Here is a 14249-nt window from a genome sequence, read left to right as displayed (position 1 = left end):
CTGCCGGGGCTCCGCCCCGGACCCCGCTCAAACGCCGGAGGGGCTGGGGTTCAGCTCGAAGGAAGCCATCGTCAGACCCGGGACGGGGGAGAAGTCCGCGCCGCGGACGAAGCCGAGGCGTTCGTACAGGGCCACCGCCGGGGCGTTCGCCGCGCCCGTGGTGACCTCGACCACGCGGTCCGGGAAGACCTCCGTCAGTACGTGGCGCAGCAGCAGGGAGGCGATGCCCCGGCGGAACCAGGCCGGGGCCACGCACAGCCGGTCCAGGCAGACCGGGCCCCCGGCCGTCTCCTCCCAGGCCAGGAACCCGGCGATCTCGCCGTCCGGCGTCACCGCGCCCAGCCACCGCAGCGCCCGCGCCCGCATGTCCGGGAGGCTCTCGCGGAGCGCCGGGATGCCGTCGAAGCCGATCAGCTCCGCCTCCACCGCGTAGGCGGCCCGGCCGATCCGGTGCACGGCGGCCGCGGTGGCATCGTCGCCCAGGTCCAGCGGGCGGATCTGCGGGCTCGGCATGCGGGGTCCCTCCGGGGGAGTCGGTGTCCCGGCTCACGCTACCGGCGAAGCCAAACCCAGCCCCGCCGGCGTTTGAGGCGCGGGGTCTGGGGCGGAGCCCCAGCAGCGGCGCCGCACTTCGCGCCCCGGGGCGGCCCCCTGGGTAACCGTTTAGCGGCGCAGCCGCTCCGCTCGGTACGATTCAGGCGCGCAGTGTTCGCTCGCGCACCCCCTGAGTCAGGAGAGACCGGTGTCAGACGTCCGTGTGATCATCCAACGCGATTCCGAGCGGGACGAGCGCGTGGTGGCCACGGGCACTACGGCGGCGGAGCTCTTCGCCGGCGAGCGCACCATCGTCGCCGCGCGCATCGCGGGTGAGCTGAAGGACCTCGCGTACGAGGTGAAGGACGGCGAGACCGTCGAGCCGGTGGAGATCTCCTCCGAGGACGGCCTGAACATCCTGCGCCACTCGACCGCGCACGTCATGGCCCAGGCCGTGCAGGAGCTGTTCCCCGAGGCCAAGCTGGGCATCGGCCCGCCGGTCCGGGACGGCTTCTACTACGACTTCGACGTCGCCAAGCCCTTCACCCCCGAGGACCTCAAGGTCATCGAGAAGAAGATGCAGGAGATCCAGAAGCGCGGGCAGAAGTTCGCCCGCCGCGTGGTCTCCGACGAGGCGGCCCGCGAGGAGCTCGCCGACGAGCCGTACAAGCTGGAGCTCATCGGCATCAAGGGCTCGGCCTCGACCGACGACGGCGCGAACGTCGAGGTGGGCGGCGGCGAGCTGACCATCTACGACAACCTGGACGCGAAGACCGGTGAGCTGTGCTGGCGAGACCTCTGCCGGGGTCCCCACCTGCCCACCACCCGCAACATCCCGGCGTTCAAGCTGATGCGCAACGCGGCCGCCTATTGGCGCGGCAGCGAGAAGAACCCGATGCTCCAGCGCATCTACGGCACCGCGTGGCCGTCGAAGGAGGAGCTGAAGGCCCACCTCGACTTCCTCGCCGAGGCCGAGAAGCGCGACCACCGCAAGCTCGGCAACGAGCTGGACCTCTTCTCCGTCCCGGACGAGATCGGCTCCGGCCTCGCCGTCTTCCACCCGCGCGGCGGCATCATCCGCCGGACCATGGAGGACTACTCGCGCCGCCGGCACGAGGAAGAGGGCTACGAGTTCGTCTACTCCCCGCACGCCACCAAGGGCGCCCTCTTCGAGAAGAGCGGCCACCTGGACTGGTACGCGGAGGGCATGTACCCCCCCATGCAGCTCGACGGTGGTACCGACTACTACCTCAAGCCCATGAACTGCCCGATGCACAACCTGATCTTCGACGCGCGCGGCCGCTCCTACCGCGAACTGCCGCTGCGCCTCTTCGAGTTCGGCACCGTGTACCGGTACGAGAAGTCGGGCGTCGTGCACGGCCTGACCCGCGCCCGGGGCTTCACCCAGGACGACGCGCACATCTACTGCACCCGTGAGCAGATGGCGGAGGAGCTCGACCGCACGCTCACCTTCGTGCTGAACCTGCTCCGCGACTACGGTCTGACCGACTTCTACCTGGAGCTCTCGACCAAGGACCCGGAGAAGTTCGTCGGCTCGGACGAGGTGTGGGAGGAGGCCACCGCCGTCCTCCAGCAGGTCGCCGAGAAGCAGGGCCTCCCGCTGACCCCCGACCCGGGCGGCGCGGCCTTCTACGGCCCGAAGATCTCGGTGCAGGCGCGGGACGCCATCGGCCGCACCTGGCAGATGTCGACCGTCCAGCTCGACTTCAACCTGCCGGAGCGGTTCAACCTGGAGTACACCGCCCCGGACGGCTCCCGCCAGCGCCCGGTCATGATCCACCGCGCGCTGTTCGGCTCGATCGAGCGGTTCTTCGCCGTGCTGCTGGAGCACTACGCGGGTGCCATGCCGCCGTGGCTGGCCCCGGTCCAGGCCGTCGGCATCCCGATCGGCGACGGGCACGTGGAGTACCTGCAGGAGTTCGCCGCCGAGGCGAAGAAGATGGGTCTGCGGGTCGAGGTGGACGCCTCCTCCGACCGCATGCAGAAGAAGATCCGCAACCACCAGAAGCTCAAGGTCCCGTTCATGATCATCGTCGGTGACGAGGACATGGCCGCGGGCACCGTCTCCTTCCGCTACCGCGACGGTTCGCAGGAGAACGGCGTCCCGCGTGACCAGGCGCTGGCGAAGCTCGTTGATGTGGTGGAGCGTCGCGTGCAGGTCTGACCTGCTCCCCGCCGTGGCGGGGGTGATCCCGACCTCTGCCGTGGGCCGCACCTGCCCACGACCGGCTCCCCGCCGCTGCGGGGCTCGGCCCCCGGAAAGGGATCACTTTCCGGGGGCCTTCTTCGTTCGTCCGGGCGAGGTCATATGCTGCGTCCTATGACGATTGAGCCGGAGCAGCAGATCGGTGTGGGCACGCAGGACGCGTTCCAGCGTCTGTGGACGCCCCACCGGATGGCCTACATCCAGGGGGAGAACAAGCCGACCGGCCCGGAGGCCGGGGACGGCTGTCCCTTCTGCGGGATTCCGGAGATGTCCGACCAGGACGGCCTGATCGTGGCCCGGGGCAAGCACGTCTACGCCGTGCTCAACCTCTACCCGTACAACGGCGGCCACCTGATGGTCGTCCCGTACCGGCACGTGGCCGACTACACCGAGCTCGACGGTCCGGAGACGGCCGAGCTGGCCGACCTCACCAAGCGGGCCATGGTCGCGCTGCGCAAGGCGTCCGGGGCGCACGGGTTCAACATCGGCATGAACCAGGGCGTGGCCGCCGGCGCGGGCATCGCCGCGCACCTGCACCAGCACATCGTGCCCCGCTGGGGCGGGGACACGAACTTCATGCCGGTCGTCGGCCACACCAAGGTGCTTCCGCAACTCCTCGCGGACACCCGCCAGATGCTCGCGGACGCCTGGCCCGTCGACTAGTCCGACGGCCGCCCGTCCGCCGCCCCGTCGGCCGCTTCGCGGGCCGCGCGCCAGTCGGCGACCGCGGCCTCGACGTCGAACTCGGCGAGGTTCAGGGGCGGGCCCTGCGGGGGCATGCGCAGGGCCGCGCGGATCTTCTCGTTGACCCCGGTGAGGACGGCCCGTACCTGTCGTTCGGTACGGGCCTCCCGGACCGTCTCCAGGGCGTCCTCGGCCTCCTTGCGCAGCGCGAGCGACGGCGGCAGCGGGGAGAAGCCCTCGCGGTGCAGCTTCTGCTTCACCCACCACAACGCGTCGTAGGGCGCGTCCATCGAGGCCAGCGGCTTGCCCCAGCCCGGCAGCTTCTCGAACTCGCCGCGGTCGGCGGCCTCGCGGATCTGCCGGTCCACGAACGACTCGAAGCTGACGCCCGGCGGCTTGCGCTCGGTCACGGTCGGTGCCTCCTCGGCTCGCGGCCCCCTGCCCCCACGATCCAGCGTACCCACGCGGGCTACGCGTCGTAGAGGTCCGCCTTGCGCGGGGCCGGTTCCTGGACGATGCCGCTCATGATCGAGGAGCGGTTGGTGAAGCGGTCGGTGTCCACGCCGTTCTCCTCCAGCACCTTGAACGCCGCGGCGTGTACGGAGCGCAGGACGGGGGCCACCGTGCGCAGCGCGTCGTCCGCCATGAAGCGGTGGCGCCACATGGAGCCCGCCCAGACGTGCCGCAGGCCGAAGGGCTCGGGCAGGACCAGCTTGCCGCCGAAGTACTCCAGCAGCGGCGGGTACCAGGTCAGGGGGGCGCGCACGGCGAGGCGTACGACCTCGCTCGCGTCGACCAGGGGCAGCGGGCGCTCCACGGTCTCCCAGAAGCGGAGGGACTTGGGGACCTCCACCACCGGGGCCTTGGACTTCGTGGTGAACAGGCCGTGCACCGGGCCGAGGGCGTGGGCCGTGACGTCGATGCGCAGGGTCTTGTACAGCACGGTCACCGTGACCAGCATGGTGATGACGAGCTGGCCGTCCCAGAGGGGGTACTGGATGCCCAGGTAGTGCCGGTTCCCCGCGCTGAACTGCTGCTCGTTGCAGATCCGGGTGATCTCGTGCGGCTTGACCAGGAAGGTGTCCACGTCCTCCCCGGCGGGCCGGGCGACCTCGCCGGCGCCCTCGCCGACGGGGGTGACGATCCAGTGCTGGATCGAGGCGGGCGGGAAGCCGCCGGTGTGCAGGGGACCGCGCTCCAGCTTGCGCAGCTGGGTGTCGATCGCGCGTATGACGTCCCAGCTGCGGAAGGGGTGGATCTCCATGCCGTCGGTCTTCGGGGCCAGCTCCTCGGCCATCTGCCAGCTGCCCCAGCGGGTGCCCATGCCGAGGATGCCCTTGGGGCCGGCGTAGAAGACGGAGTTGCTGCGATTCTCGGCGGTCAGCTTCGCCAGCTGGTGGCGCAGGTCCTCGCGGGCCTTCTCGTCGGGGTTGCCGGGGACGGCGTCGGGGATCTTGACGGTGACGAGTCCGCCGCCCCCGAGCAGGCCGTCCCAGCGGGAGCGCATGTCGGCGGCGGTGTTCTCGCAGATCCGGCGGGCCAGGAACCAGCCCAGCGCGGGGGCGGCGAGCGAGCCGAACAGGTACAGCTCCAGGACGCCGCTGCCCGGTGCCCGGTAGACGAGCCGGTAGAGCAGCACCGCCGCCACGAGGACGACGCCCACCAGGAGGGCGGTCCCGATCCAGGTGCTCTTCTTGGCCCCGCCCTTGGCCAGGGTCTTGCGCAGCTGGAAGAGGCCCAGCCAGAGCAGCAGGCCGGGCAGGAACACGACCCCGCAGACCAGCATGATCAGGCGCAGCTTGCGGTCGCGTTCCTTGCGGATGCGGGAGGCCGACAGGCAGTGCTCCACGACGGTCTGCGGGTCGGCGCCGAAGGACTGGATGAGCGGCTTGCGGCCGGGGGCCAGGGTGCGGGCCTCGACGGCGCGGCAGAAGGCCTCGCCGAGGTTGGGCTCGAACAGGGAGATCTTGGGGGCCTTGACCGAGGCCGGGTGGTTCTCGCTGTTGGCCCCGAGTATCGAGGACAGCGCGGTGTCCTTGCCGCCGTCGCGGTACGCGGCGGAGGCGAGCGCGTTGGTCGCGGCGGTCTGTCCGCCGCCCCCCTGCAGGGGAATCTGTGCCCCGGGCCTGAAGTCGAAACCGTCGTCCGCCACCGTTGCCCCCATCACCGTGCCACTGTGCTCTTTGCCGTGCCGCGGAATCCGCTGTGCGTGCCGTGCCGCCGTGCGGGTCGTGCCGCTGTACCTGTCGTGCCGCTGTACCTGTTGTGCCCGCTTGTGCCGTCCGCCGCGCCGAAAAGCCTATCGGCGTACGCCGCCCCATGGTCATGGGACAGGGAAATGCCGCCCACCGCAAGCTGGTTGGGTGGGCGGCGGCCGTGACGTTATGTCAGCGGGCTTCCCTTCTCTGCCTGTTCGCGCACCTTGTCCGCGAGGTGGGCGGGCATCGGTTCGTGGCGGGCGTAGGCGCGGCTGAAGCGGCCCGTGCCGTGGGAGACGGAGCGCAGCTCCACGGCGTACCGGCCGATCTCGATCTCGGGGATCTCGGCGCGCACCCGGGTCCGGCCGGAGCCGGCCTGTTCGGTGCCGACGACGCGGCCCCGGCGGCCCGCGAGGTCGCTCATGACGGCGCCGACGTAGCTGTCGGGGATCAGCACGTCGAGTTCCGCGACGGGTTCCAGCAGGTGGATCGGGGTGTCGGCGGCGGCCTCGCGCAGGGCGAGGGCGCCGGCGGTCTGGAAGGCGGCGTCGGAGGAGTCCACCGAGTGCGCCTTGCCGTCGCGCAGGATGATCCGTACGTCGACCAGCGGATAGCCGGCCGCGAGGCCCCGGGCGGCCTGGGCCCGTACGCCCTTCTCCACGGACGGGATGAACTGGCGGGGCACGGCGCCGCCGACGACCTTGTCGACGAACTCGATGCCGCTGCCGGGCGGGAGCGGTTCGACCTCGATCTCGCAGATGGCGTACTGGCCGTGGCCGCCGGACTGTTTGACGTGCCGGCCGCGGCCGGTGGCCTTGGCGCCGAAGGTCTCGCGCAGGCTGACCTTGTGCGCGACGGGGTCGACCTGGACTCCGTAGCGGGTCCGCAGCCGCTCCAGGGCGAGGTCCTGGTGGGCCTCGCCGAGCGACCACAGGACGAGCTGGTGGGTGTGCGGGTTCTGCTCCAGCCGCATCGTCGGGTCCTCGGCGACGAGCCGGGCCAGGCCCTGGGAGAGCTTGTCCTCGTCGGCCTTGCTGTGGGCCTCGATGGCGAGGGGGAGCAGCGGCTCGGGCATCGGCCAGGGCTCCATGAGGAGGGGGGAGTCCTTGGCGGAGAGGGTGTCGCCGGTCTCGGCGCGGGTGAGCTTGGCGACGCAGGCGAGGTCGCCCGCGATGCAGGTGCCCAGCGTGCGCTGCTGTTTTCCGAAGGGGGAGGTGAGGGTGCCGATGCGTTCGTCGACATCGTGGTCCTCGTGGCCGCGGTCGGCCAGCCCGTGCCCGCTGACGTGCACGGTCTCCTCGGGACGCAGGGTGCCGGAGAACACGCGGACCAGGGAGACGCGCCCGACGTAGGGGTCGGAGGAGGTCTTGACGACCTCGGCGACGAGCGGGCCCGCCGGATCGCAGGTGACGGCGGGGCGCGGGGAGCCGTCGGGGGAGGTGACGGTGACGGGCGCGCGTTCCTCGGGGGTGGGGAAGCCGCCGGTGATCAGTTCGAGGAGTTCGACCGTGCCCAGGCCCTGGCGGGCGCCTTCGGCGGCGGGAGCGGCCATCAGGACGGGGTGGAAGGTGCCCCGGGCGACCGCCCGCTCCAGGTCGTCGACCAGGGTCTTGACGTCGATGTCCTCGCCGCCGAGGTAGCGGTCCATGAGGCTCTCGTCCTCGCTCTCGGCGATGATCCCCTCGATCAGCCGGGAGCGGGCGCCGTCGATCAGGGCCAGCTCGGCGGGGTCCGGATCGCGTTCGGCGCGTTCCCCGGAGGAGTAGTCGTGGACGCGCCGGGACAGCAGGCCGATCAGACCGGTGACGGGGGCGTGGCCGTCGGGTCCGCGGGTTCCGTGGAGCGGCAGGTACAGCGGGACGACGGCGTCGGGGTCCTCGGCGCCGAAGGCCTCGCCACAGACGGCGGTCATCTCGGAATAGTCGGCCCGGGCTGCCTCCACATGGGTGACGACGATGGCGCGGGGCATGCCGACGGCCTCGCACTCCTCCCAGACCATGCGGGTGGCGCCGTCGATCCCGTCGGAGGCGGAGACGACGAAGAGGGCCGCGTCGGCCGCGCGCAGACCGGCCCGGAGCTCCCCGACGAAGTCGGCGTATCCGGGGGTGTCCAGGATGTTGATCTTGATTCCGGCCCATTCGACGGGGACCAGGGACAGCTGGACGGAGCGCTGGCGGCGGTGCTCGATCTCGTCGTAGTCCGAGACGGCGGTGCCGTCCTCGACCCGGCCGGCCCGGTTCACGGCCCCCGCGGTCAGCGCGAGGGCCTCGACGAGGGTGGTCTTGCCGGCGCCGCTGTGGCCGACCAGCACGACGTTCCGTACGGACGAGGGGCGGTCGGCCGTCAGTGCCCTGCCGGCGGCTCCGGATTGGTGTGATGTGGCTCCCATGATGCTCGTGCCTCCTGGTGTCGCGGTGAGGAGGGTGATCGGCGTTCTTCGAGCTTTGCACCGGTGTCACACTGCGTCCATACGTCGTACCGGCGACTGTCCGGAGCGTGACGGTGGTCCGGCGCGGGGATTGCGCGGGGCGAACCGGTGGGTGCGCGGCGTGACGGGCCCGGGGCGCTGGCTACGATGGGCCAGCCGGTGGCCGTGGTGGCCGTGCGGCCCAGCGACCCTCCGGGAAGGCCATGCTGAACAAGTACGCGCGTGCATTCTTCACGCGTGTTCTCACGCCGTTCGCCGCGTTTCTCCTCCGTCGGGGGGTGAGCCCGGACGCGGTCACCCTCATCGGCACCGCCGGAGTGGTGGCCGGAGCGCTGGTCTTCTTCCCCAGGGGCGAGTTCTTCTGGGGCACGATCACCATCACCCTCTTCGTCTTCTCCGACCTGGTGGACGGCAACATGGCCCGCCAGGCCGGAACCTCCAGCCGGTGGGGCGCGTTCCTCGACTCGACGCTCGACCGGGTGGCCGACGCGGCGATCTTCGGCGGCCTCGCGCTCTGGTACGCGGGCACCGGGAACGACAACGTGCTGTGCGCGGTGGCGATCTTCTGCCTGGCCAGCGGCCAGGTGGTCTCGTACACCAAGGCCCGCGGCGAATCGATCGGCCTGCCGGTCGCCGTCAACGGGCTCATCGAACGCGCCGAACGCCTGGTGATCTCCCTGGTCGCGGCCGGCCTGTCCGGGCTGCAGACCTTCGGCGTCCCCTCGTGGATCGGCGTGCTGCTGCCGATCGCGCTGTGGGTCGTGGCGGGCGGCTCGCTCGTCACCCTGATCCAGCGCGTGGTCACCGTACGCCGCGAGGCGGCCGAGGCCGATGCGGCGGCCGCCGCGTCCGAGGGCGGTACGGCCTGATGGGATCGGCACGGGACAAGCTGGTCGACGGCCTGTACGGGCTCGGCTGGGCCGGGGTCAAGAAGCTCCCCGAACCGGCGGCCGTGGCCCTCGGCCGGAAGATCGCCGACGTGGTCTGGAAGCGGCGCGGCAAGAGCGTGCTGCGGCTGGAGTCGAACCTGGCACGGGTGGTGCCGGACGCGGGCCCCGAACGGCTGCGGGAGCTCTCGCACGCGGGCATGCGCTCGTACATGCGCTACTGGATGGAATCCTTCCGGCTGCCCACCATGGACCCGAAGCGGTTCAGCACGGACGTCGAGTTTCAGGACGAGCACCTGCTGCGCGAGGCGCTCGCCACCGGGCGCGGGGTCATCGTGGCCCTGCCGCACCTCGCCAACTGGGACCTCGCCGGGGCCTGGGCCATCGGCCACATCGGGGTCCCGTTCACCACGGTCGCCGAGCGGCTCAAGCCCGAGTCGCTCTACGACCGCTTCGTGGCCTACCGGGAGAGCCTGGGCATGGAGGTGCTGCCGCACAGCGGCGGCGCCGCCTTCGGCACCCTCGCCCGCCGGCTCCGCTCCGGCGGCCTGGTCTGCCTGGTCGCGGACCGGGACCTGTCCGCCTCCGGGGTGGAGGTGGACTTCTTCGGCGCGAAGACGCGCATGCCGGCCGGGCCCGCGCTGCTGGCCCAGCAGACGGGGGCGGTGCTGCTCCCGGCCACCCTGCACTACGGGGACTCCCCGAAGATGTGTGGCCGGATCCACCCCGAGGTGGAGGTGCCGGAGGCCGGGACGCGGGTCGAGAAGACCGCCGCCATGACCCAGGCGGTGGCCGACGCCTTCGCGTGGGGGATCGCGAAGCACCCGCAGGACTGGCACATGCTGCAGCGCCTGTGGCTCGACGACCTGGAGGAGCGCCCGTAGTGAAGATCGGCATCGTGTGCCCGTACTCGTGGGACGTGCCGGGCGGCGTCCAGTTCCACATCCGTGACCTGGCGGAGCACCTGATCCGCCTGGGCCACGAGGTCTCGGTCCTGGCCCCGGCCGACGACGAGACCCCGCTGCCCCCCTACGTGGTCTCGGCGGGACGGGCGGTGCCGGTGCCCTACAACGGGTCGGTCGCCCGGCTGAACTTCGGCTTCCTCTCGGCGGCCCGGGTACGGCGGTGGCTGCACGACGGGGTCTTCGACGTGATCCACATCCACGAACCGGCCTCGCCCTCCCTGGGCCTGCTGTCCTGCTGGGCGGCACAGGGCCCGATCGTGGCGACCTTCCACACCTCGAACCCCCGCTCGCGCGCGATGATCGCCGCGTACCCGATCCTCCAGCCGGCGCTGGAGAAGATCAGCGCGCGGATCGCGGTGAGCGAGTACGCCCGGCGCACGCTGGTGGAACACCTCGGCGGGGACGCCGTGGTCATCCCCAACGGCGTCGACGTCGACTTCTTCGCCCGGGCCGAGCCCAAGCCCGAGTGGGGCGGGCAGACCCTCGGCTTCATCGGCCGCATCGACGAACCCCGCAAGGGCCTGCCGGTGCTCATGGCCGCCTTCCCGAAGATCGTCGAGGAGTGCCCGGACGTACGCCTCCTCGTGGCCGGCCGCGGCGACGAGGAGGAGGCCGTGGCCTCGCTGCCCGCCGAGCTGCGCTCCCGGGTGGAGTTCCTCGGCATGGTCTCCGACGAGGACAAGGCGCGCCTGCTGCGCAGCGTGGACGTCTACGTCGCCCCCAACACCGGCGGCGAGAGCTTCGGGATCATCCTGGTCGAGGCCCTGTCCGCCGGGGCGGCCGTACTGGCCTCGGACCTCGACGCCTTCGCCCAGGTCCTGGACCGGGGCGCGGCGGGGGAGCTCTTCGCCAACGAGGACGCCGGCTCCCTCGCGGCGGCCGCCGTCGCCCTGCTCCGCGATCCGGACCGGCGCGCGGAACTGAGCGCCCGCGGCTCGGCGCACGTACGCCGCTTCGACTGGTCGACGGTCGGCGCGGACATCCTGGCCGTCTACGAGACGGTCACCGACGGGGCCGCCGCGGTGGCCACCGACGAGCGCGTCCCGCTCCGCACCCGCCTCGGCTTCTCGCGGGACGCCTGAGCGCAGCGCACTGCCCGCCGTAGGGGGTGTCTTGCCGACCGGGCTGGGCTCGCGGGGTCTGGCACGCGCGCTGGCGGCGTTCTCGTCGGTCGCCGACGCTCCGCGTCGACTCCCTCCCCGGCCGTGCCATCGCACGCACCAGACCCCGCTCCCTGATCCAGCCCGGTCGGCAAGACACCCCCCAGCGGGTAGTGTCGCCGCCCGTGATCGAAAACCTTGTCTGGATCGCGGCGGCGCTCGGCGTCATCGGGGTCTACCTCAGCTGGACCGCCGGGCGGCTGGACCGGCTGCACACGCGGATGGACGCCGCCCGCGCCGCCCTCGACGCACAGCTCGTGAGGCGGGCCTCCGTGGTGCTGGAGGTGGCCACCTCGGGCGCCCTCGACCCCGCCTCCTCGCTCGTGCTGTACGAGGCCGCCCACGCGGCCCGGCAGGCCGAGGAGGAGAACCGGGAGGTCGCCGAGAGCGAGCTCAGCCAGGCCCTGCGCGCGGTGTTCGCCGACGCCGACCAGGTCGAGGTGCTGAAGGCGGCCCCCGGGGGCGAGGCGGCCACCGAGGAGCTGGCGGCGGCGGTGCGCCGGGTGCCGATGGCGCGGCGGTTCCTCAACGACGCGGTACGGGCCGCCCGCGCGCTGCGCCGCCACCGCAAGGTCCGCTGGTTCAGACTGGCCGGACACGCCCCCTTCCCCCTCGCATTCGAGATGGACGACGAGCCTCCGGTGGACCTGGCGGACCGCCCCGCGTAGGCGTCCGGCGGCCTGCCCAGGGCCGCGGGGGACAAGTCCAGGGGCCACCGGCTCCACATTGGCCCTTGCAGTGGACTGGTCCGTGGGGTTTTCTCAGCCCAGTAGCACCCGTCTTCCTTTCGAGTGAGGTCAACCCGTGAGCACGCTTCCCACCTCTTCCCAGTCCGCTGAGTCGGCCATCGGCACCTCCCGCGTCAAGCGGGGCATGGCCGAGCAGCTCAAGGGCGGCGTGATCATGGACGTGGTCAACGCCGAGCAGGCGAAGATCGCCGAGGACGCCGGCGCCGTGGCCGTCATGGCCCTGGAGCGGGTCCCCGCGGACATCCGCAAGGACGGCGGCGTGGCCCGCATGTCCGACCCCAACATGATCGAAGAGATCATCGAGGCCGTCTCGATCCCGGTCATGGCCAAGTCCCGCATCGGCCACTTCGTCGAGGCCCAGGTCCTGCAGTCCCTCGGCGTCGACTACATCGACGAGTCCGAGGTCCTGACCCCGGCCGACGAGGTCAACCACTCCGACAAGTGGGCCTTCACCACCCCCTTCGTCTGTGGCGCCACCAACCTGGGCGAGGCCCTGCGCCGCATCGCCGAGGGCGCGGCCATGATCCGCTCCAAGGGCGAGGCCGGCACCGGCAACGTCGTCGAGGCCGTCCGCCACCTGCGCCAGATCAAGAACGAGATCGCCCGCCTGCGCGGCTACGACAACAACGAGCTGTTCGCCGCCGCCAAGGAGCTGCGCGCCCCGTACGAGCTGGTCAAGGAAGTCGCCGAGCTCGGCAAGCTCCCGGTCGTGCTGTTCTCCGCCGGTGGCGTCGCCACCCCCGCCGACGCCGCGCTCATGCGCCAGCTCGGCGCCGAGGGCGTCTTCGTCGGCTCCGGCATCTTCAAGTCCGGCGACCCGGCCAAGCGCGCCGCCGCCATCGTGAAGGCCACCACCTTCTACGACGACCCGAAGATCATCGCGGACGCCTCCCGCAACCTGGGCGAGGCCATGGTCGGCATCAACTGCGACACCCTCCCCGAGGCCGAGCGCTACGCCAACCGCGGCTGGTAGTCCGACATGACGAACACCCCCGTGGTCGGTGTCCTGGCCCTCCAGGGCGACGTACGGGAGCACCTGATCGCCCTGGCCGCGGCGGACGCCGTGGCCAGGCCGGTCCGGCGTCCCGAGGAGCTCGCCGAGGTCGACGCCCTGGTGATCCCCGGCGGCGAGTCGACGACCATGTCGAAGCTCGCCGTGCTGTTCGGCATGCTGGAGCCGCTGCGCGAGCGCGTCCGGGCCGGCATGCCGGTCTACGGCACCTGCGCCGGCATGATCATGCTCGCCGACAAGCTGCTCGACGGCCGTGACGACCAGGAGACGCTCGGCGGCATCGACATGATCGTGCGCCGCAACGCCTTCGGCCGTCAGAACGAGTCCTTCGAGGCGAAGATCGAGTTCGCGGGCATAGCCGGCGGACCGGTCGAGGGCGTCTTCATCCGCGCCCCCTGGGTCGAGTCCGTCGGTGCGTCCGCCGAGGTGCTCGCCACGTACGACGGCCACACCGTCGCCGTACGCCAGGGCAACGTCCTCGCGACCTCGTTCCACCCCGAGCTCACCGGCGACGACCGCGTCCACGCGTACTTCGTCGACATGGTGCGCGCGGGGCTGTAATCAGGTCCCGGTAGGATCGTTGGCGAACACTGTTGGTGACGCGAAGGAGACAGGCAGATGTCCGGCCACTCTAAATGGGCTACGACGAAGCACAAGAAGGCCGTGGTTGACGCCAAGCGCGGCAAGCTCTTCGCGAAGCTGATCAAGAACATCGAGGTCGCGGCCCGTATGGGCGGCGCCGACATCGATGGCAACCCGACGCTCTTCGACGCCATCCAGAAGGCCAAGAAGAGCTCGGTCCCGAACAAGAACATCGACTCCGCGGTCAAGCGCGGCGGCGGTCTCGAGGCCGGCGGCGCCGACTACGAGACGATCATGTACGAAGGCTACGGTCCCAACGGTGTCGCGGTGCTCATCGAGTGCCTCACCGACAACCGCAACCGTGCCGCGTCCGACGTGCGCGTCGCCATGACCCGCAACGGCGGTTCGATGGCCGACCCGGGCTCGGTCTCGTACCTGTTCAACCGCAAGGGCGTCGTGCTCCTGCCCAAGGGCGAGCTCTCCGAGGACGACGTCCTGGAGACGGTGCTCGAGGCCGGTGCCGAAGAGGTCAACGACCTCGGCGACAGCTTCGAGATCATCAGCGAGGCCACCGACATGGTCGCGGTCCGCACCGCGCTCCAGGAGGCGGGCATCGACTACGACTCCGCCGACTCCAACTTCCTGCCGACCATGCAGGTCGAGCTGGACGAAGAGGGCGCGCGCAAGATCTTCAAGCTGATCGACGCGCTGGAGGACAGCGACGACGTGCAGAACGTCTTCGCCAACTTCGACGTCTCGGACGAGGTCATGGAGAAGGTCGACGCCTGAGTGCGTCTCGCAGCGGGCCGACGGGGACACACCC

13 protein-coding genes are annotated in these 14249 nt (G+C 71.3%); 9 read left to right on the top strand and 4 right to left on the bottom strand.

The features are described from left to right. Positions 1–27 precede the first annotated feature (27 nt). Positions 28–513, bottom strand: coding sequence for a GNAT family N-acetyltransferase (locus tag ACFV0Q_RS26565; RefSeq protein ID WP_385008875.1), 486 nt, complete (start codon positions 511–513; stop codon positions 28–30). A gap of 229 nt (positions 514–742) precedes the next feature. On the opposite strand from ACFV0Q_RS26565, the gene thrS reads away from it, so the two are divergent. Both thrS and ACFV0Q_RS26555 read left to right on the top strand, forming a co-directional pair. Continuing rightward, entirely contained in the window at positions 743–2719 is a 1977-nt protein-coding gene (gene thrS / locus ACFV0Q_RS26560) for a threonine--tRNA ligase (protein ID WP_385008874.1), read from the top strand. A 144-nt stretch (positions 2720–2863) separates the two neighbouring features. After that, the gene (locus ACFV0Q_RS26555; protein ID WP_385008873.1) at positions 2864–3424 is read left to right on the top strand and encodes an HIT family protein; all 561 of its coding nucleotides are present in this window, start codon (positions 2864–2866) and stop codon (positions 3422–3424) included. Here ACFV0Q_RS26555 and ACFV0Q_RS26550 read toward each other — a convergent pair. From ACFV0Q_RS26550 to ACFV0Q_RS26540, 3 genes are all read right to left on the bottom strand, one after another. Further along, positions 3421–3855 carry a DUF1992 domain-containing protein gene (locus ACFV0Q_RS26550; RefSeq protein WP_385008872.1) on the bottom strand — a complete coding sequence of 145 codons (435 nt, stop codon included), beginning with the start codon at positions 3853–3855 and terminating at the stop codon, positions 3421–3423. The two genes, ACFV0Q_RS26555 and ACFV0Q_RS26550, sit on opposite strands and share 4 nt — an antisense overlap. Before the next feature lie 59 nt (positions 3856–3914). Further along, positions 3915–5609 carry a hypothetical protein gene (locus tag ACFV0Q_RS26545; protein WP_385008876.1) on the bottom strand — a complete coding sequence of 565 codons (1695 nt, stop codon included), beginning with the start codon at positions 5607–5609 and terminating at the stop codon, positions 3915–3917. A 218-nt stretch (positions 5610–5827) separates the two neighbouring features. Then, positions 5828–8032: an elongation factor G-like protein EF-G2 gene (locus ACFV0Q_RS26540; protein WP_385008871.1), complete on the bottom strand. Its 2205-nt coding sequence runs from the start codon at positions 8030–8032 to the stop codon at positions 5828–5830. Positions 8033–8274: 242 nt separating this feature from the next. Here ACFV0Q_RS26540 and pgsA point away from each other — a divergent pair, with 242 nt between their 5' ends. The 7 genes from pgsA to ACFV0Q_RS26505 all read left to right on the top strand — a co-directional run bounded on the left by pgsA (position 8275) and on the right by ACFV0Q_RS26505 (position 14215). Then, entirely contained in the window at positions 8275–8940 is a 666-nt protein-coding gene (gene pgsA, locus ACFV0Q_RS26535; RefSeq protein ID WP_385008870.1) for a phosphatidylinositol phosphate synthase, read from the top strand. After that, positions 8940–9842 carry a phosphatidylinositol mannoside acyltransferase gene (locus ACFV0Q_RS26530; RefSeq protein ID WP_385008869.1) on the top strand — a complete coding sequence of 301 codons (903 nt, stop codon included), beginning with the start codon at positions 8940–8942 and terminating at the stop codon, positions 9840–9842. Before pgsA ends, ACFV0Q_RS26530 begins: the two co-directional genes overlap by 1 nt. After that, positions 9842–11005, top strand: coding sequence for a glycosyltransferase family 4 protein (locus tag ACFV0Q_RS26525; RefSeq protein WP_385008868.1), 1164 nt, complete (start codon positions 9842–9844; stop codon positions 11003–11005). Before ACFV0Q_RS26530 ends, ACFV0Q_RS26525 begins: the two co-directional genes overlap by 1 nt. 203 nt (positions 11006–11208) lie before the next feature. Then, positions 11209–11751 (top strand): hypothetical protein, encoded by a 543-nt coding sequence (locus ACFV0Q_RS26520; protein WP_385008867.1) that lies wholly within the window; start codon positions 11209–11211, stop codon positions 11749–11751. Positions 11752–11887: 136 nt separating this feature from the next. Further along, positions 11888–12805: a pyridoxal 5'-phosphate synthase lyase subunit PdxS gene (pdxS, locus tag ACFV0Q_RS26515; RefSeq protein WP_266837977.1), complete on the top strand. Its 918-nt coding sequence runs from the start codon at positions 11888–11890 to the stop codon at positions 12803–12805. A 6-nt stretch (positions 12806–12811) separates the two neighbouring features. After that, positions 12812–13405: a pyridoxal 5'-phosphate synthase glutaminase subunit PdxT gene (gene pdxT, locus ACFV0Q_RS26510; protein WP_385008866.1), complete on the top strand. Its 594-nt coding sequence runs from the start codon at positions 12812–12814 to the stop codon at positions 13403–13405. A gap of 57 nt (positions 13406–13462) precedes the next feature. Then, entirely contained in the window at positions 13463–14215 is a 753-nt protein-coding gene (locus ACFV0Q_RS26505; RefSeq protein ID WP_385008865.1) for a YebC/PmpR family DNA-binding transcriptional regulator, read from the top strand. Positions 14216–14249 lie beyond the last annotated feature (34 nt).

Origin of the sequence: Streptomyces sp. NPDC059564, assembly GCF_042735575.1 — a bacterium.
Classification (GTDB): Bacteria; Actinomycetota; Actinomycetes; order Streptomycetales; family Streptomycetaceae; genus Streptomyces.
The sequence above is the reverse complement of the archived record's forward strand: the minus strand, read 5'-3'. Positions and strand labels throughout refer to the sequence as shown.